Origin of the sequence: Streptomyces sp. NPDC021622, assembly GCF_040640795.1 — a bacterium.
GTDB lineage: Bacteria > Actinomycetota > Actinomycetes > Streptomycetales > Streptomycetaceae > Streptomyces.
In genome coordinates, this window is the sequence record NZ_JBFACK010000028.1 from 59,264 (window position 1) to 76,456 (window position 17,193).

A 17,193-nucleotide genomic window follows, 5' to 3' on the forward strand; every position below is an offset into this window, starting at 1 on the left:
ACCCCCCTAGGGCCTGCTCGGCGGTACCTCGACGACGAAGAAGAGCAAGTTGGGTTTGGTCGAAAGGTCATGGAAGCCGTCGGGGAACAGTTCACGGGCGGCCGGGTCAGGCTGCGGTTCGCTGATGGCGGCCAGTCGGAACCCGGCGATGGTGAAAGCATCGGTCATCGCGTGCAACGGCCTGCGCCAGAACTTCATCGGGACGGACTGCCCGTTGAACGTCCAGTCGAAGGTATAGCTGGTGATCGCGAAATAGTCGGGCCGAGGATCCTGGAACGTGTAGGCCACAACAGGGTGGTCCACCGACGCGATCAACCGGCCGCCCGGCCTGAGCACGCGCCGCAACTCAGCCGGCGTCAGCCCCCAGTCCTCCAGGTAGTGCAGCACCAGCGACGCGACCACGTCGTCGAACGCACCGTCCTCAAACGGCAGACGGTCCCTCAGATCGACCACATGCAGGTCTGCATCGTCACCGAGCCGCCGCCTGGCCAACGCCAACGTCCCGGCGCTGACGTCGATACCGGTAACGACGGCACCCCGGTCGCGCAGCGCGGCGGACAGCGGGCCTGAGCCGCAGCCGGCATCCAGAATCCGGCGACCGGCCACATCTCCGGCGAGGGCCAACATCGCGGGCCGCGCGTAGTACGCGGTCACGAGGCTGTTCTCGGACTCCGCCGCGTACGCCTCGGCGAAGTCGTCGTAGTCATTCGCCCGGTCCGGATCGGCAGACCGGGCGAAGCTCTCGGGCACGTTGGTGAGGCGTTCCATCGGCGCAGCCCAGTAGCACTGATCTGCGAACGGAGGGCGTGGCCCCGGTGGTTAACCGGTAGCCACGGCCCCCGCCTTGGCAATGAGCATGTCCAGCAACGACAGCAGCGCACCGCGCACGTCGTCGCGGGAGCGGGCGTCGAGCATGAGGACGGGGGTGTTCGGGTCCCGCAGGTGCAGGGCCGCCCGGATCTCCTCGGCGTTGTACGGCTGTTCGCCGTGGAAGCAGTTCGCGCCGACCACGAACGGCAGCCCTCGGTTCTCGAAGAAGTCGACGGCCGGGAAGCTGCGGTCGAGGCGTCGAGTGTCGACCAACACGATCGCCCCGAGTGCCCCGTTGAGCAGGTCGTCCCACATGAACCAGAAGCGCTCCTGGCCCGGCGTGCCGAACAAGTAGAGGACGACGCCTGCGTCGGTGAGGGTGAGGCGGCCGAAGTCCATCGCGACGGTGGTGACCGCCTTGGACTCGATGCCGTCGAGGTCGTCGACGCCGACGCCCGCGCTCGTCAGCCGCTCCTCGGTGCGCAGCGGCTCGATCTCGGAGATCGTCTCGACCAGGGTCGTCTTGCCGACTCCGAATCCCCCAGCGATGAGGATCTTGACGGGGTCCGCTTCCTGGGCAGGGGTGTCATATCCGGGCAAGGTTGTCCCTGATTCTCATGAGCAGGTGGACATTGGTGGTCTCGGCCCCTTCCAGGGGCGGCCGGTGTTCGATCAGCCCCCGATCCGCGAGTTCGCCGAGAAGAAGCATCATCGGAGTGAGGCGCATCTGCATGCGCGCCGCGATCTCGGCGACCGCCAGGCCGCCGGGCGGCGGGCACATGTCGAGGATGGCCTGCCACTCGGTGGGCAGGCCGCCTTGGCCGTCCGCGACGGCCACCGCCGTGATCGTGGTGTCCATGGTGAGAACGGTGCGGGCGACGGCCGTACGTCCATCGGTCAGCGCGTACAACCGCGTCCGGCGGCCCTGGCTCGGCCCTGGCTCGTCCGCCATTACGAGGGCTTCGCCTGACTGCGCTCGGGCGTGCTCAGCCACTCGCCCAGCGCCTGCGCGGTCCGCACGGCCTCGCCGCCCAGCTCCCCGAGCCGCGCCTTGCGGGAGGTCACCACGATGAGCGTGCTGCCCTCGCCGCACCCGACGATGCAGAGGTAGCTGTCGTCCATCTCCACGAGCTGGCGGATCACCCGGCCGCCGCCGACCTCCCTGGATATCGCCTTCATGGTGGCGGCGATGCCGGAGGACGCGGCGGCGATGCGCTCCGCCTGGTCCCGTTCCAGCTGGTATGCGCTGAGTTTGATCCCGTCGTTGGACAGGAGCACGGCCCCCTGGACGCCCGCGATCCTGCCCAGGTTGTTGTCCAGGACGCTGTAGATCATGTCGTTCGCTGTCGTCGTCATGGCTGATCCCGTCGGAGCTCGTCTTCCACTGTCTGGGTGCCGTGTTCGTAGTCCGCCCAGGCGTCGGCCACCTCTTCGGGCGTCGCCGAGTCCTGACCGGCGTCGGCTTCCGCCGCACGGGGCGCGCGGAGCTGCTCGGCGATATGGGCCTGCGGGACCCGCTCGGGAAGGGCGGGCTTCGCGCCTCCGTCCCGGGTCACGGCAGAAGTCGCCAGCTTGCTCTGCACCGGCCGCTCGGGCGAGCCCTCCGGCGTCGTACCGCCGGACAGGCCGGTCTTGGTGTGCAGGACCAGCTCGGGCTTGCGTTCCTCGGGCAGGGGCGCTTCCGGGGCCGACGGCGCCGCGGCGCGGGGCGCTGTCTCCCCTGCCCGGACCGGTTCGGTCGGCACCAGGAGTTCCTCGGGCAGGATCACCACGGCCGACGTACCCCCGTACACCGAGCGGCGCAGCGTCACCCTGGCGCGGAGCTGTTCGGCGAGGTGACCGACCACGAAGAGGCCGAGCCGGTGCGCGTTCTCCGCCAGGACGGAGTACGGCGGGGCCGAGTGCAGGCGTCCGTTCATCTCCTCGTACGTCGCGCCGGTCACCCGGGGCCCGCGGTCCTCGATCTCCACCGACAGGCCGTCCGTCACGAGTTCGGCTCGTACGACCACTTTGGACCTCGGCGGCGAGAACCGGGTGGCGTTGTCCAGGAGTTCCGCCAGGAGGTGGCTGATCTCGCTGATCACCCGCGGCGTCACGCTGATCTCGTCCAGGGACTGGCGCTCGATCCGCCGGAAGTCCTCGACTTCCGCGGCGGCTTCGCGCAGCAGGTCGGCGACGCGCATGGGCTCGGTGTGCGGATCGGGGATCTCGCCGCCCGCCAGAATCAGCAGGTTCTCGATCTGCCGTCGCATACCCACCGTCAATTGGTCGGATCGCATCAACTGGGCGAGCAGCTCCTCGTCGTGACCGAAGCTGTCCTGCAGCTCGTCGGTGAGGGTCAGCTGGCGGCTGACCAGGTTTCCGGTGCGCGAGGCGATGCCCGCGGCGAACATGCCGAAGCCGTGACGCTCGGCCGCGAGCTGCGCGTGCCCGTCGACGGATACGGAGACGACCCGGGCGAACGCGTCGCTGATGCGCCCGACCTCGTCCTGCTCTCCGGTCACCGCGGGCAGCGCGTCGTCGTCGACGGACTGTCCGCGCTGGAGCCGGGCCACAACGTCCGGCAGCGTGTCCTCAGCGATGGTCACCGTACGCCGGTGCAGACCGCGCAGGCGTTGGAGCACGGAGCGGGTGGTGAACACGATGACGGCCACGACCGCGAGCACGGCTCCGCCGTTTCCGACGATCAGCCAGGTGACCTCGGTCTCCAGCTCCGTGGCCTTGGCGTCGGCGCGTGCGATCACGCCGCGCGCCTGCTCCACGTTGAGCGCGTCAAGGCGCTCCATGAACCCCTTGTGCGCGGCGTGCCAGTCGTCGACCTCCTTGGGCAGCTTGACGCCGGACTCGACGTTCTGGTGGTCGGAGATGACCGCGTTCTCGATGCGCACCTTCGTCTGCCAGGCGTCCGAGCCGAGGATTCGGTTGTACGCCGCTCGGTCCTCGGCCGCCAGAAACGGCTCGACCCACTCGGAGTACTGGTACCGCTGGGATCCGACGGAGTTGACGAATTCGGTGAACGCTGAGGAACTCAGCCGCTTGGACGGCCCGGCCAACACGAGGACGGCGGTCTCGCGCGACACCATCTCGGACACCGAGAACATCGTGACGACCACGCCGTTCTCCTGGATGAACTCGGCGTCCTGCGCGTGGCTGAAGTCGTCCATGTACACATGGATGATGTGGTCGACCAGGCCGGAGTAGTAGTCGATCGTCCGTTCCGCGCTCACGCTGCGGGCGTCCGCGCGCCCGCGGTGCGCGGCCAGGTTCGCGAGGTTGCGCTTCAGCTTCCCGAGGGGACGCTCATCCTCGCGCCGCTCCGCCGGGGCTGCCTCGGCCGACCGGAGCAGTTCGTCCACGGCCCGGTCCGTGGCCGCGCGCTGGTCGCGCAACTCCTCCGCGGACACGTCGCCGCCGGTCCACCGCGCGGCGGTCGCGGTCCGCTCGGCCTGCACTTCGACCATCAGCCTGGACAGGGGTATGCCGACCCGCTCACCGACGGCCACGTCGGTGCGCAGGTGCTCCGACTCGTCCAGCAACGGCTGTGCGGTCAGGACCACTTGGGCACTCATCGCCAGAATAGGGACGATTGCCAGCCAAATGAGCAGCGTACGCAGCCGCACGGCAGGCCGCCGACGCGTCGTCGACTGCCCTGGTGGGCCTTCGGGTTCTAGCGGGCCTTCGGGGTCTATAGGAGACATCAGTCCTCAGGAGCGGTTGAACGATTTGGGGGACGGCTCAACAACCGAGACCAGACGCAGTCCTGAGGCAAGGCGCGGACCGGGGGAAGTCAGGTTTCGGCTACGGCAGGGTGTGGGGGTGCAGATCATAACCAGCCACACCAGGGAAACGGAGGGCTGACTTCCATTGACACCATGTGGTATTGCCGATGAACACGTTGCACACCGGAGCCCGGATCGGAACCGAACCGCGACGTCCGGCCAGGCCGGCCTGCCGTGGAGGGCAAGGTCGGCGGAGGCGGCAAGGAGGGCGGCGGAGGGGACAGCGGTGCCGTCCGACCGAACCAAGTAACCCTCAAGGCACCGCGTCGTGGCTGAAATCCGACGCGATGACGGATGCGACCAGGGCATCCGGCGAGCCCTTGGCAAGGGCTGCACGGCCGGGGGCCGACGCTCAACTCCGGTTGATGACCGACTCAACATCCTTGTCACATCGCCGCGTGGGCGAGGTGGAGCAGGCCGTTGCGGGCGTGGGCAGCGAGCGCCTCTGGCACGCCACGGCCAACACCCCTGCCCAAATCCTCGGCACACTCCTCGACGCACTCGCGTCGGAGTCAGCGTGGAGCGCCGGACCTGCCACCGGCGTCGCGGAAGCCACCATCACCCATGGGTTGCGCCCGCTCGGCGACGCCGGCTGGAAGAACACTGTCGACGGCCGCTGGATTTCCTGGGATGCACCGGGCGAAGAACCCGCCGGCGTGCATGTCGACGCCTTCGCCGCAGGCATGCGGCCCGATAGCCCTCTGCCGACCTGGACCATGTGGGGGGCGGCGGCAACACCGCACGCCAGCCCGCCTGGACACTCGAACTCTCTTCGCGTACTCCGGCGGCGGTCCTGTACGACCTCGCTTTCGAACTCGCCGAAGGGCAAGCTGTCCGACGCAAACATCCAACGGCTTCTGGCCGGAACACGGTCACCCCCGTCTTCGAGTCCACCATCGCCTAGCAGCCCAATTCTGACCCGCTGATCGACGCGGAGCGAGCACCGTTGGTTCCGCAACTCCGGGCACCAGACGAACTGACCCCGCGCGAGCGGGAGGTCGCGTACTCGTGGCGCAAGGTCTCTCGAACCGCGAGGTCGCCGAGCGGCTCGTCATCTCCAAGCGGACGGCTGACACCCACGTCGAGTACGTCCTCACCAAGCTCGACGTCACCTCACGTACGGAGATCGCGGCGGCGCTGCAACGGTGACCACGCCCCGCCGTACCGCGTACCTACGTCTCCCGCACGGAGCGGCGAGGGCGCGGCACGAGTTCGCCGCCGCAGTTGGGGCACGTGTTCTGCATGGCGTCGCTGCACGGCACGCAGAACGTGCACTCGTACGAGCAGATCCGGGCGGACGCCTCCTGCGGCAGCGCCGCGTCGGCACATCGTTCGCAGCGGTCGCGCATCTCCAAAGCCATGGCTCTCCTGGCGGGTTCGGGGTTCCGTCGCCCGGTCAGCAGCGCCGGACGACGCCCATTCTCCGTGGAAGGATCTTGGCCTGAAAGCATCGACCGGGACAGCTTCCACCGGATCCGGGCCACCGCCGGGACACCTCTGCGCTCCCCTGGTGCGTACGTATGCCTCCCTGTCGTACGCATACGAGTACCCGCTCAGGACGGGCCGTCGCCCAGGGCTTCGGCGATGAGCAAAGCGACGTCGTCGCGGCTGTCGGCGGCGGGGAGCGTGGCAAGCAGCTGGTCGCAGGTGGCCTCCAGGGACAGTCGAGGGCCCGAGAGGAGGTGCAGGACGGCGTTCATGCGCGTGTCGAGGGATTCGGTGCGGGTCTCCACCAGGCCGTCGGTGTACAGCACAAGGCGGGCGCGGGGCGGCAGGTCGATGCGGGTGGTGGTGAAGTCCACGCCCTCCGCGGCGCCCAACGGTGCGCCGGTGGGCAGGTCGAGGAGGGCGGGCGGCCTGCCGGCGTGGTGGACCGCGGGCGGCAGGTGGCCGGCCAGGGCGATGCGGCACTGCTGGGCGCGGGGCTCGCAGAGGGCGTAGACGCAGGTGGCGATCGTCTCGTCGAGTTCGCGGGTGAGCAGGTCCAGGTGGTGCAGGATCTCGGCGGGGTCGAGGCCGAGGCGGGCCAAGGTGCGGGTGGCGGTGCGGAGTTGGCCCATGGTCGCGGCGGCGGTGAGGCCGGATCCCATGACGTCGCCCACGACCAGGGCAGTGGCGTCACCGGCGAGGGGAATGACGTCGAACCAGTCGCCGCCCGCGTGTCCTGCGGATCCGGCGGGCCGGTAGCGGCAGGCCACGCGCAGACCCGGCGGGTCGGGCGGGGTCTCGGGCAGCAGGTGGCGCTGCAGGGTGGTGACGGCCTGGAGCTGGGTGCGGTACAGGCGGGCGTTGTCGATGCAGACGGCCGCGCGGGCGGCGAGTTCCTCGGCGAGCACGATGTCGTCGGCGTTGAAGGGCAGCGGGTTGCGGGCGCGTTTGAGGTCGAGCGCGCCGAGGACTTCACCGCGGGCGATGAGCGGCACGGCCAGGTAGGAGTGGACGCCCGCGCGAGCGAGCACGGCGGCGGCCTCGTCGTCGCGGGCGATGTGCCGCAGGTGGTCGGGGCGGACGTGGGCGACGTGGACGGTGCGTCCGGTGGTGACGCACCGGGTGACAAGGCGGTCGGCTTCATAGCGGGTGATCTCGCCCGGCGGGTCGGCGGCGTCTGCGGCGCGGGTGGGGTAGGCGGCCTTGACGGCCAGGGCGCGGAAGACGGCGGGCTCGGCGGTTGCGACGCGGTGCGGGGGTTGCTCGGCCAGGGCCGAGTCCAGGACGTCGACCGCGGCGATGTCCGCGAGATCGGGGACCACGGCGTCGGCGAGTTCCCGGGCGGTCTGGTCCAGGTCGAGCGTGGTGCCTATGCGCGCCGATGCCTGTGCGATCAGGGCCAGGCGCTTGCGGGCCTGAGTGCTGTGCAGATCCGCACGGTACTGCTCGGTGACGTCGATGACCGTCATGGTGACGCCGACGACCTGGCCCACCGAGTCCTCCAGGCGGAAGTACGACACCCGCCATGCCCGGCGCCCCTCCACACCCACGTGCGCACGCTCGGTGACGGAGCGGTCGAGCAGCGGGGTGCCGCTGTCCAGGACCTGGCGCAGCGCGGCCTCGATGGCGCCGCGCTCGCCGAAGGGCAGTTCCTCGACGGCGCTGCGGCCCAGGCACCACTGGGCGGGCCGGCCGATGATCCTCTCCAGCGCCGGGTTGACCAGTACGTAGCGCAGGTCGGTGTCCACCACCGCCACCCCGGTCGGTGACTGCGTCACCAGCTTCCCGGACAGCGCCAGATGCCGCTCGACCCCGCGTACGACGGATTCCTCGGCGGCTATCCCCAGCGCGTAGCCGTAGCCGCCCTGATCGAGCAGCCGCATGTTGCGGAACTCCACGAGGCGCGAGGTCCCGTCCCGGTGGTGGACGGGAAAGACCCCTGCCCAGCTCCCGCCGTCCGTCATGACCTTGGAGAACAGATCCAGGGCGACATCGACGTGCTCCTCGGAGACCAGGAGCGTGGCCGCGTACTGGCCGAGCGCCTCCTCGGCGGTCCACCCGAACAGCTTCTCGGCCTGCGGGCTCCACAGGGTGATCCGCCCCTTGGCGTCAAGCACCACGGCGGCCACGCCCAGCATGTCGAGGAGGCCGCCCGGCGCGGACGGGGTGGGCGGGGTGAGCGGGTCGGGCCAGGGCCTGGCCTGGAAGGCGTCAGACGCGTTCATGGCAGGTTCTCCCTTCCCCGTGCCCGGCCGCGGACGGGCTCCGACGCCTTGGCCCCGCCCCGACGGGAGGAGCTTCGGGCGGATCGGACCGCTTCCATCGTCCCCCCGATCGGCCCAGCCGGCCCATTCGGTGCGGCAGGTCGCTCGCCTCGGCCCATGGTGCACTCATGCCCCGTCCCGCATGCGGGCACCCCGATGGCACTCGGTGCCGTGCGGTGCTCGGCGCGCGGCCAGCACGGTCATCGGGCCGGTGCGGGCGCCACCAGGGTCCACGGGCCCGGCGCTGGTCTTGGCGAACAGGGCAGCGGCGAAGTGCTTACCGTCCGCGTCGACAAGGACGGCTCCCTTGACCGGGCTGTCCTTGTACGGTGCCTCGCCGGTGTTCTTGAGCTGGAACTGGACGGCGACGAAGCGGTTGCCGGGCTCAGGGGCGAAGATCTGGTTCGTGGTGCGGGCCGGGTCGACGACCTTCAGGACGGCGACGTCGAGCCACTCACGACGGGTGTTCCCCTCCAGGGACAGCGTCGCGCCGATGCCGGGTTCCGGCGGGACGGGAGCCGCCGCCGCTGGCTGACGATCCGCGACGTGGGCGGCAGCCGCCGCGACTGCCGGAGCGGCGGTCATCTGTGCGCTCACACCACCGGCCGCGATGAAGGCGCACGCCCCCAGCAACGCTGCGGATACGCGACGCATCGCTCCTCCTCGGGTCCGAGTCCGCATGAATCGGCTCCCCGAGTTCTCAAGTTTTTCTCCGTACGCACCGGCCGCTCGCCCCTGCGGCCCAAGCCACCACACCCCGCCGTCCATCGGCCCCGCACACACGGAATACACAGCCCCCGACAGGAAGTTGGGCCGACATGACAGAGACGCCTTTCGACCCGCACGCACTGCTCGCCCAAAGCAACCTCGGCGTGCTCGCGACGATCAAATCCGACGGCCGCCCGCAGCTCTCTCCGATCATGCCGTCGTACGACCACGCCGCCGGCGTCATCCGCGTGTCGACGACACAGCGCACCGCCAAGGTCGCCAACCTGCGCCGGGATCCCCGTGCCGCACTGGAGGTGACAAGTCCGGACGGCCGGGCTTGGGCCACCGCCGAAGGCACGGTCACCCTCATCGGACCCGGCACCGACCCCGATGGTCCCGAGGTCCAGGCGCTGGTGGACTACTACCGCAGCGCCGCCGGCGAGCATCCGGACTGGGACGAGTACCGCGCCGTCATGGTCTCCGACCGCAGAGTGCTGATCACGATGACCGTCGAGAACGTGTACGGCGCCAGCATCCGCTGACGACCGGCTGCCACGTGGACACGTACGGAGCGGCCGGCGATACCGGCCGCTCCGTCATCCGACTCCGCGTCGCCGTTACGCGTTCGGGTGGCTCGGCGGCACGGCTGCAACCGGACCGCTGCCCCACCGCCTCCTCACCGGCACACGTACTGCCCGCCCGACGTGAGGAAGCCACCATGACCGCACCCGTCACCGACGCCATCCTGCCGACCGTGAACTGGGACGCCGAGGCCGACTTCCTGTTGCCTCCGCCCGACCCGACGCAGCGCCTGGACATGTCCCCGCATCCCCAGTCCGTGCTGACCGCCCGTGACCGGCACCGGCTGAACCTGCACGCCGCGCTCACCGCGGCCGGGATCCCTCCGCACCCCGATGACACCAAGGCCATCGACGCGCTCAGCACCCTCGACGACACGGTTGCCCTAGCGGTCCGCCGCTGGCTCACCGCCGGCTCCTCGGCCCCGCTCACCTGAGCTGCGGAACGGTCGCATGCCCGGCCCACGAACCGGTTGCCGTGTCACGCGGAGGCGGCATCCGAGGCGGACTCGGCAGAAGGTCTTGACGGCCTCCTGAACCGCCCGCTGCGCGCAGGAGCAGCACGCGGTCCTCATCGCCGCCTGCTTCTACGGGCCTTGGTGGGACCTGGCCACCGGCCCTCCGGCCGGGCGGCTGGCTGCGCGGTGTGGCGGGCATACGGTACGGAGACTTCGACGCAGCGCCTGATCAAACTGGGCCGCAAGGGCAACGGCGTCGTCGGCTGGAACCTGGACACCGAGGAAGTGTCCAACGGGGCCGGCTGCGAGGACACGGAGAGCCTGCGGGTGCGGGAGGCTTGGTGGGAGTTAGTGGGGGTCGAGAGGGAGCGGTAACTCTCACCCTGAACCGGAGGTTGAGTGTTCACTCGATGAGCCCAGATCTCGATGAGCTCGGTTCTCCATGAGCCCACCTACTGACCGGTCCCGGCTGCTGCGATGAGTTTGCGCTGCCCCGGCAGTCTCATCACCGTCAACCAACACAGGAGGAAGCACGTGCCACAGTTGTTGAGGGTCCAGAACTTCAACGTCTCGAGCGATGGGTTCGGTGCCGGTGAGGGCCAGAGCCTCGAGAGGCCGTTCGGGCATGCCGATCCCGGGAGCATGTTCTCCTGGGCCGGCGCCACGGCGAGCTGGCCCATGCGCACCGACCCCGGAGGCAGCCGCGGCCTCGACGACTACCTCACCCGGGACTACGCCCGCAACATCGGTGCCGAGATCATGGGCCGCAACAAGTTCGGACCCCAGCGCGGGCCCTGGGAGAACTACGACTGGCGCGGCTGGTGGGGTGACGAACCCCCCTTCCACACCCCGGTGTTCGTCATGACTCACCACCCGCGTCCCTCCTTCACGCTGTCCGACACCACGTTCCACTTCGTCGACGACGACCCGGCCACGGTCCTCGAAAAGGCGCGGGAGGCGGCGCAGGGCAAGGACGTCCGGCTCGGCGGCGGGGCCACCACCATCCGGGAGTTCCTCGACGCCGATCTCGTCGACACCCTGCATGTGGCGGTCTCGCCGGTGAAGCTCGGATCCGGGGCCCGGCTCTGGGAGTCCCCCGACGAGCTCCTCGACCGGTTCCACCTCGACGTCGTACCGAGCCCGAGCGGCGCCGTGACGCACCACCTGTTCTGGCGAAAGTGACGTCTCACAGCGAAATCGGGCTAGCGCGAGGGTGCGCTGGGCGCTAGTCCAGCCATACTCCGTCGCGCATGATGACCCTGCCGCGCAGTTCCGACTCGTCCCGCCACGCGCGCACGGTCTTCGGGACCACGTGCACGTACAGAAACGTGGCTTCCTCAGCGCGGGGGTCCCAGCCGAACTTGTCGACGAACGCGTCCGCCGCGTTCGTCGGCACGTCCCGGTCCAGGAAGCTCTCCGCCTCGCCCTGCAGCATCACCACGTCGACGGTGTCGGGGAGCGACAGGCGGACGCGGGGCTCCTTGCGTACGTTGCGTGCGGTCACGGAGGACTCGCTGGTGCACATCCATATGCCTTGCCCGTCCCACCGGAACCACAGGGGCAGTTGGTGCGGGCCGTGCTCGGGGTGGGACGTCGCCACCCAGATGTCCCGCTCCGCCTCGAGCCGTGCCAGGGTGTCGCGCTTGCGCTCCGACACGTTGCGTCGCGTGGTTTCCGTGGTCTGCATGGACGGTGACCTTAGCCAGCAGCCGCGTCGTACGCATGGGGCGGGGGTCCTACGGCCGGCGACCGACCGCTGCTCAGCCCATCGTCCCGGCCGTGGGGCAACTCGACTGCAGGGGGCGGCAGCTGCGGGCCGCTACTCGGTGTCCGGCTCGGGGTCCCAGTCGAGGAGCCGTACCTTCGCGACCGTGCGGACGTGCCTGCGCATCGCCGCCGCCGCCTTCTTGGGCTGCCGGGCCTCGATCGCCTCGAGGATCGCCAGGTGCTGGGCGTGTGACCGCGGGGGGCGGCCGGGCTGGCGCAGGGATTCGTTGCGGCTCTCGGCGATCTGGTCGGCGATGGAGCGCATGAACTCGGCGAGGATGCTGCTGTGTGCCGCCGCGGTGACCGCCGCGTGGAAGAGGCGGTCGCCCTCCACGCCGTGCGCGCCGTCCTCGATCTCGGTGGCCATCCGGGCCAGTGCCGAGCGGATGGCCGCAAGGTCCTCGTCGGTGCGGCGCTCGGCGGCCAGTTCGGCGAGCTTGGTCTCCAGGGCCTCGCGCGCGTCCAGTACGTCGGGGAGCCGGCGGCGGCGTTCGACGAGTTGCTCGACGGGCTCGACGTCGAGGGTGTCGCGGACCAGGTAGGTGCCGCCGCCGTGCCGGGCCTCGACCAGGCCCTGGACTTCCAGTACGACGATGGCCTGCTTCACGGAGGCGCGGCTGACGCCGAGCCTGGCCGCCAGGTCGCGCTCGGGCGGGAGTCGGTCGCCCGCTCCCAGGCCGCCGTCGGCGACGTAGTTGCGCAGGCTGTCGAGGACCTGCTCGTACAGGCGCGGCTTGGCCGCCACCGGGCGCAGCGCGTCGGTCATGCCCGTCCCCCTTGCCCGCTCTTGCGCGGTGTTGGTCCCCTGCGGCGGCAGCGTAACACCGGGGGCAGCCGACTCACCGGGGCTGTGGATAAGTGGCCGAGTGGCTAAGTGGCTGATCCAATTCATGTCGCGTCTCTTGACGCTCTCCGCGGACAACACCCAATGTGGTTCAGCCACTTGGCCACTCAGCCACCCGGCCACTAGTCAGCTTGCCCACTCAGCCGCTTGACCACCAGCCCGCTTGGCCACCCGGCCACCCGGCCACATGGCCACTTAGCCGCCTCGCCACTCCACCACTCGCCGTCCCAGCCACTCATCCATCGCCAGACCTCGACAGGGGACCAAGGACGGGAGCCCGCATGTCCGCCGAACTGATATCGATCCTCGTGCTCGTCGTGGTGTTCGTGATCGCCACCACCCGCTCCATCAACATGGGCGCGCTCGCCTTCGCCGCCGCGTTCGGCGTCGGCGAACTCGTCGCGGACCTCGACGCCGACAAGATCTTCGCCGGTTTCCCCGGCGATCTCTTCGTCGTACTCGTCGGTGTGACCTACCTGTTCGCGATCGCACGGTCCAACGGCACCACCGACTGGCTGGTGCACGCCTCGATCCGGCTCGTGCGCGGGCGGGTGGTGCTGATCCCGTGGGTGATGTTCGTGCTGACCGGTGCGCTCACCGCGATCGGCGCGGTCAGTCCCGCCGCCGTCGCCATCGTGGCGCCGATCGCCCTGAGCTTCGCCGCGCGGTACGCGATCAGCCCGCTGCTGATGGGGGCGATGGTCGTGCACGGCGCGCAAGGCGGCGGTTTCTCCCCGATCAGCATCTACGGGACGATCGTCAACGGAATCGTCGAGCGCGAGAACCTCCCCGGCAGCGAGATCACCCTGTTTCTCGCCTCACTGGTCGTCAACATCGTGATCGCCGGTGTGGTGTTCGTGCTGTTCGGAGGGCTGAAGCTGGCCAAGGCCGATGCGCGTGCCGGCGGCCCAGGAACAGCCGAAGGCCGCGGTGACCCCGGCGACGCCCACGCCACCGACGCGGCGGCCGCCCGTCTCACCCCCGCCCGCATCGCCACCCTCGCCGCCCTCGTGGCCCTGGTCGTCGCCGTACTCGCCTTCGATCTGGATGCCGGGCTGACGTCCATCACCCTTGCCGTCCTCCTCGCCGCCTGCTGGCCCGAGGACAGCCGCAACGCCGTCAGCCAGATCGCCTGGTCGACGGTCCTGCTGATCTGCGGGGTGCTTACGTATGTCGGCGTCCTGGACCAGATGGGCACGATCGGCTGGGCGGGCGAGGGCGTCAGCGACATCGGCGTCCCACTGCTGTCCGCCGTACTCCTGTGCTACATCGGCGCGCTGGTCTCCGCGTTCGCCTCGTCCGTCGGCATCATGGGGGCGCTGATTCCGCTGGCCGTGCCGTTCCTGGCGCAGGGCGAGATCGGGGCGGTCGGCATGGTGGCGGCGCTCGCGGTGTCGGCGACGGTGGTGGACGTGAGCCCGTTCTCGACCAATGGCGCGCTGGTGCTCGCCGCGGCACCGGGCGTCGACCGGGAGCGTTTCTTCCGGCAGCTGATGGTGTACGGAGGAATCGTGGTGGCCGTGGTGCCCGCTGTGGTGTGGCTCGCGCTGGTGGTGCCCGACTGGGGATGACGCGGCCGCGCCATCCGGACCGACGCACAGCTGACCGACGGCTTACGGTCGGCTGACGAACGACATAAGGAGTACGACGCGTGTCCCCTCTCTTCCCGGCCTTGACGGCGGCACTGGCGGAACCGGACGGCGCCGACGCGCACCGGCCCGCCCTGCGCTTCGGCGACCGTTCCCTGACGTATGGCGAGCTCGCGGCCACGGCGGCACCGCTCGCCGCGCGCGTCGCGGGCGCGGGGCGGGTCGCCGTGTGGGCCACCCCCACCCTGGAGACCGCCGTCGCCGTGGTCGCCGCCCTGCTGGCGGGCGTCCCCGCCGTGCCGCTCAACCCGAAGTCGGGCGAGAGCGAGCTGGGGCACATCGTGAGCGACAGCGCGCCGACACTGATCCTCGCGGCCGGAGGCGATCAACTGCCCTCGCCGCTGGACGCGTTGGAGCGCATCGACGTCGACGTGAACGCCGCGCAAGCCGGGCGCCCCTCCCCCGTCGGCCTCGCGGAACGCGGCGCCGAAGACCCCGCCCTGGTCGTCTACACCTCCGGCACCACAGGGCCGCCGAAGGGCGCCGTGATTCCGCGGCGGGCCGTCGCCGCCACCCTGGACGCCCTCGCGGACGCCTGGCAGTGGACCGGCGACGACGTACTCGTCCACGCTCTTCCGCTCTTCCATGTGCACGGTCTGATCCTGGGGATCCTCGGCCCGTTGCGCCGCGGTGGATCCGTGCGGCATCTCGGCAGGTTCGAAACGGCAGGCGTCGCCCAGGAGTTGAGCGAGGGCGCCACGATGCTGTTCGGGGTGCCGACGATGTACCACCGGATCGCGGAGGCGCTGCCCGACGAGCCCGCGCTGGCCAAGGCGCTCGCGCGGGCGCGGCTGCTCGTGTCGGGGTCGGCGGCCCTGCCCGTGCACGACCACGAGCGGATCGCGGCGGCGACGGGGCGGCGCGTCATCGAGCGGTACGGGATGACCGAGACGCTGATGAACACGAGCGTGCGCGCGGACGGTGAGCCACGTGCGGGCGCGGTCGGGGTGCCGCTGCCGGGTGTCGAACTGCGGCTGACGGAGGAGGACGGGGTGACGGCCGTCGCCGCCCGGGACGGCGAGACCGTGGGCGAGATCCAGGTGCGTGGCCCCAACCTCTTCACCGAGTACCTCAACCGGCCCGACGCCACGGCGGCGGCGTTCACCGAGGACGGCTGGTTCCGCACCGGCGACATGGCGGTGCGTGACCCCGACGGCTACGTACGCATCGTCGGCCGCAAGGCAACCGACCTCATCAAGAGCGGCGGCTACAAGATCGGGGCGGGCGAGATCGAGAACGCGCTCCTGGAACACCCCGGTGTGCGGGAGGCCGCGGTCACCGGTGAACCGGACGCCGACCTCGGCGAGCGGATCGTGGCGTGGATCGTGCCCGCCGATCCCCAAGCCCCGCCGTCGGCCGAGGAGTTGGCCGACCATGTGGCACGCAGTCTGGCCCCTCACAAGCGGCCCCGGGTCGTGCACTACCTCGACGCCCTGCCCCGCAACGACATGGGCAAGATCATGAAGCGGGCGCTGGCCCATGACTGACGACCGACGACCGGCGACCGAGGACGGGCGCCCCAAGGCCAGCGGCGTCCGGCGGCGCACGGCGCGCGAGGCCATCGGCCTCGTCACGGACGACTTCACCGAACTGCCTGCCCCGGCAGGCGAGTACAGGGCGGACGGCCCCTTGTCCTGGCAGGGCTACGACGCATCGCGCGCGCGTGCGGCCGAGCGCACCGGCGAGGAGGAGTCGGTCGTCTGCGGCACGGCGATCGTCGGCGGGATCACCGCCGTGCTGATCTCCTTCGAATTCGGCTTCCTGGGCGGGTCGTTGGGCGAGCGCACGGGTGATCGCCTGGAGGCGGCGTACACGTACGCCCGTGAGGCCCGCGTCCCGCTCGTCTCGCTCGTCGCGACGGGCGGCAGCCGCGTCCAGGAGGGCATGCGCGCACTGGTCCAACTCCAGCGCGTGGCAGGGCAGTCCGCACGCACCAGACAGGCCGGACTGCCCCAGGTCGCCGTCCTCCTCGACCCGACCACGGGAGGCGGCTGGGCCACCCTGGGGGCGGGCGCCGACGTGATCCTGGCGCTGCCGGGCGCCGAGGTGGGTTTCGCCGGTTCACGCGTACGGCCGCCCGACGCGGACCCGGCCGCCTACACGGCGGAGGCGCAGCTGGCGGCGGGGGCAATCGACGCGGTGGTGCCCCCGCAGGAGCTGCCGCGGGTCCTTGGGCGTTGGCTGCACCTGCTGAGCCACCCGTCGACCGAGCCCGCCACGCCTCCCCCCGCCCTGGGTGCCTCCGAGCTCCCGGCCACCGGATGGGACGCCGTACGCAACGCCAGATCCCCCCAACGCCCGCGCGCCGCCGCCTACTTGGACGCCTACTTCACACACCGTGCTGCGATCAGCGGCGACCGGTGCGGCGGCACCGACGAGGGCATGCTGTGCGGGTTCGGCGAGCGCCCGGACGCCACCGGCCGCACGCACACGGTCGCCTACGCGGCCCAGACCGGCACACCCACCCGCCCCGCCGGCTACCGCACCGCCGCACGGCTGATCCGCCTCGCGGACCAGCTGCGCATCCCCGTACTGACGCTGGTGGACACCCCGGGAGCCGCCAACGACGCGGCGGCAGAAGGCGACGGTGCGGGCGCGGCGATCGCGGAACTGTTCGGCGCCGTGGCCGCCGCCGACACGCCGATCACCACCTTGCTGATCGGCGAGGGCGGCTCGGGCGGCGCACTGGCACTCGCCGCTCCCACCAACACCTGGGCAACACCGGACAGCTACTTCTCGGTCATCGCCCCGGAAGCAGCGGCAGCCATCCTCAAACGACCACAGGACGAGGTGCGCGCCACGGCAGACCAACTACGCATCCGCCCACAGGACTTGGTGGAACTCGGCGTCGTACGCGGCATCGTGGACAGGAAGGACCCGTCCTAACGGGCTGGCCCGTGATGCGAAC

The 17,193-nt window shown here is 70.6% G+C and carries 17 protein-coding genes and 1 pseudogene; 8 read left to right on the plus strand and 10 right to left on the minus strand.

Annotated elements, in window-relative coordinates; all coding sequences use genetic code 11:
* Positions 1 to 6: 6 nt before the first annotated feature.
* From AB0G47_RS38825 to AB0G47_RS38845, 5 genes are read right to left on the minus strand one after another with little or no spacing between them, the layout of a single operon-like run.
* Positions 7 to 768, minus strand: coding sequence for a class I SAM-dependent methyltransferase (locus tag AB0G47_RS38825; RefSeq protein WP_360780143.1), 762 nt, complete (start codon positions 766 to 768; stop codon positions 7 to 9).
* Positions 769 to 819: 51 nt separating this feature from the next.
* Positions 820 to 1,410, minus strand: coding sequence for an ATP/GTP-binding protein (locus tag AB0G47_RS38830; RefSeq protein WP_135331084.1), 591 nt, complete (start codon positions 1,408 to 1,410; stop codon positions 820 to 822).
* The gene (locus AB0G47_RS38835) at positions 1,397 to 1,762 is read right to left on the minus strand and encodes a DUF742 domain-containing protein (RefSeq protein WP_360780147.1); all 366 of its coding nucleotides are present in this window, start codon (positions 1,760 to 1,762) and stop codon (positions 1,397 to 1,399) included. The genes AB0G47_RS38830 and AB0G47_RS38835 overlap by 14 nt, the downstream gene beginning before the upstream one ends.
* Positions 1,762 to 2,166, minus strand: coding sequence for a roadblock/LC7 domain-containing protein (locus AB0G47_RS38840; RefSeq protein WP_360780149.1), 405 nt, complete (start codon positions 2,164 to 2,166; stop codon positions 1,762 to 1,764). The genes AB0G47_RS38835 and AB0G47_RS38840 overlap by 1 nt, the downstream gene beginning before the upstream one ends.
* Positions 2,163 to 4,379 carry a nitrate- and nitrite sensing domain-containing protein gene (locus AB0G47_RS38845; RefSeq protein ID WP_360780152.1) on the minus strand — a complete coding sequence of 739 codons (2,217 nt, stop codon included), beginning with the start codon at positions 4,377 to 4,379 and terminating at the stop codon, positions 2,163 to 2,165. The genes AB0G47_RS38840 and AB0G47_RS38845 overlap by 4 nt, the downstream gene beginning before the upstream one ends.
* A 1,186-nt stretch (positions 4,380 to 5,565) precedes the next feature.
* Here AB0G47_RS38845 and AB0G47_RS38850 point away from each other — a divergent pair.
* A pseudogene (locus AB0G47_RS38850) lies at positions 5,566 to 5,738 on the plus strand (helix-turn-helix transcriptional regulator); the annotation flags it as partial.
* 23 nt (positions 5,739 to 5,761) lie between these two features.
* Here AB0G47_RS38850 and AB0G47_RS38855 read toward each other — a convergent pair.
* From AB0G47_RS38855 to AB0G47_RS38865, 3 genes are all read right to left on the minus strand, one after another.
* Positions 5,762 to 5,950, minus strand: coding sequence for a DUF1272 domain-containing protein (locus AB0G47_RS38855; RefSeq protein WP_360780155.1), 189 nt, complete (start codon positions 5,948 to 5,950; stop codon positions 5,762 to 5,764).
* 192 nt (positions 5,951 to 6,142) lie between these two features.
* The gene (locus tag AB0G47_RS38860; RefSeq protein WP_360780157.1) at positions 6,143 to 8,242 is read right to left on the minus strand and encodes a SpoIIE family protein phosphatase; all 2,100 of its coding nucleotides are present in this window, start codon (positions 8,240 to 8,242) and stop codon (positions 6,143 to 6,145) included.
* 165 nt (positions 8,243 to 8,407) lie between these two features.
* Positions 8,408 to 8,935 carry a hypothetical protein gene (locus AB0G47_RS38865; RefSeq protein WP_360780160.1) on the minus strand — a complete coding sequence of 176 codons (528 nt, stop codon included), beginning with the start codon at positions 8,933 to 8,935 and terminating at the stop codon, positions 8,408 to 8,410.
* A gap of 164 nt (positions 8,936 to 9,099) precedes the next feature.
* Between AB0G47_RS38865 and AB0G47_RS38870 the strand changes: the two genes are divergently transcribed.
* The 4 genes from AB0G47_RS38870 to AB0G47_RS38885 all read left to right on the plus strand — a co-directional run bounded on the left by AB0G47_RS38870 (position 9,100) and on the right by AB0G47_RS38885 (position 11,207).
* The gene (locus AB0G47_RS38870) at positions 9,100 to 9,531 is read left to right on the plus strand and encodes a PPOX class F420-dependent oxidoreductase (RefSeq protein ID WP_360780162.1); all 432 of its coding nucleotides are present in this window, start codon (positions 9,100 to 9,102) and stop codon (positions 9,529 to 9,531) included.
* Between the two features lie 176 nt (positions 9,532 to 9,707).
* A complete protein-coding gene (locus AB0G47_RS38875; RefSeq protein ID WP_360780165.1) occupies positions 9,708 to 10,004 on the plus strand; it encodes a hypothetical protein in 297 nt (98 codons plus the stop codon).
* A gap of 207 nt (positions 10,005 to 10,211) precedes the next feature.
* Positions 10,212 to 10,400: a hypothetical protein gene (locus tag AB0G47_RS38880; protein WP_360780230.1), complete on the plus strand. Its 189-nt coding sequence runs from the start codon at positions 10,212 to 10,214 to the stop codon at positions 10,398 to 10,400.
* Between the two features lie 159 nt (positions 10,401 to 10,559).
* The gene (locus tag AB0G47_RS38885; protein ID WP_360780168.1) at positions 10,560 to 11,207 is read left to right on the plus strand and encodes a dihydrofolate reductase family protein; all 648 of its coding nucleotides are present in this window, start codon (positions 10,560 to 10,562) and stop codon (positions 11,205 to 11,207) included.
* A gap of 43 nt (positions 11,208 to 11,250) precedes the next feature.
* Here the strand turns inward: AB0G47_RS38885 and AB0G47_RS38890 are convergent, their stop codons facing one another.
* Positions 11,251 to 11,712: a pyridoxamine 5'-phosphate oxidase family protein gene (locus AB0G47_RS38890; protein ID WP_360780170.1), complete on the minus strand. Its 462-nt coding sequence runs from the start codon at positions 11,710 to 11,712 to the stop codon at positions 11,251 to 11,253.
* A 132-nt stretch (positions 11,713 to 11,844) separates the two neighbouring features.
* Entirely contained in the window at positions 11,845 to 12,558 is a 714-nt protein-coding gene (locus AB0G47_RS38895; protein ID WP_360780173.1) for a FadR/GntR family transcriptional regulator, read from the minus strand.
* A gap of 359 nt (positions 12,559 to 12,917) precedes the next feature.
* On the opposite strand from AB0G47_RS38895, the gene AB0G47_RS38900 reads away from it, so the two are divergent.
* The 3 genes from AB0G47_RS38900 to AB0G47_RS38910 all read left to right on the plus strand — a co-directional run bounded on the left by AB0G47_RS38900 (position 12,918) and on the right by AB0G47_RS38910 (position 17,171).
* The gene (locus AB0G47_RS38900) at positions 12,918 to 14,207 is read left to right on the plus strand and encodes an SLC13 family permease (protein ID WP_360780176.1); all 1,290 of its coding nucleotides are present in this window, start codon (positions 12,918 to 12,920) and stop codon (positions 14,205 to 14,207) included.
* An 80-nt stretch (positions 14,208 to 14,287) separates the two neighbouring features.
* The gene (locus AB0G47_RS38905; protein WP_360780179.1) at positions 14,288 to 15,772 is read left to right on the plus strand and encodes an acyl-CoA synthetase; all 1,485 of its coding nucleotides are present in this window, start codon (positions 14,288 to 14,290) and stop codon (positions 15,770 to 15,772) included.
* Positions 15,765 to 17,171: a carboxyl transferase domain-containing protein gene (locus AB0G47_RS38910; protein WP_360780182.1), complete on the plus strand. Its 1,407-nt coding sequence runs from the start codon at positions 15,765 to 15,767 to the stop codon at positions 17,169 to 17,171. Before AB0G47_RS38905 ends, AB0G47_RS38910 begins: the two co-directional genes overlap by 8 nt.
* Positions 17,172 to 17,193 lie beyond the last annotated feature (22 nt).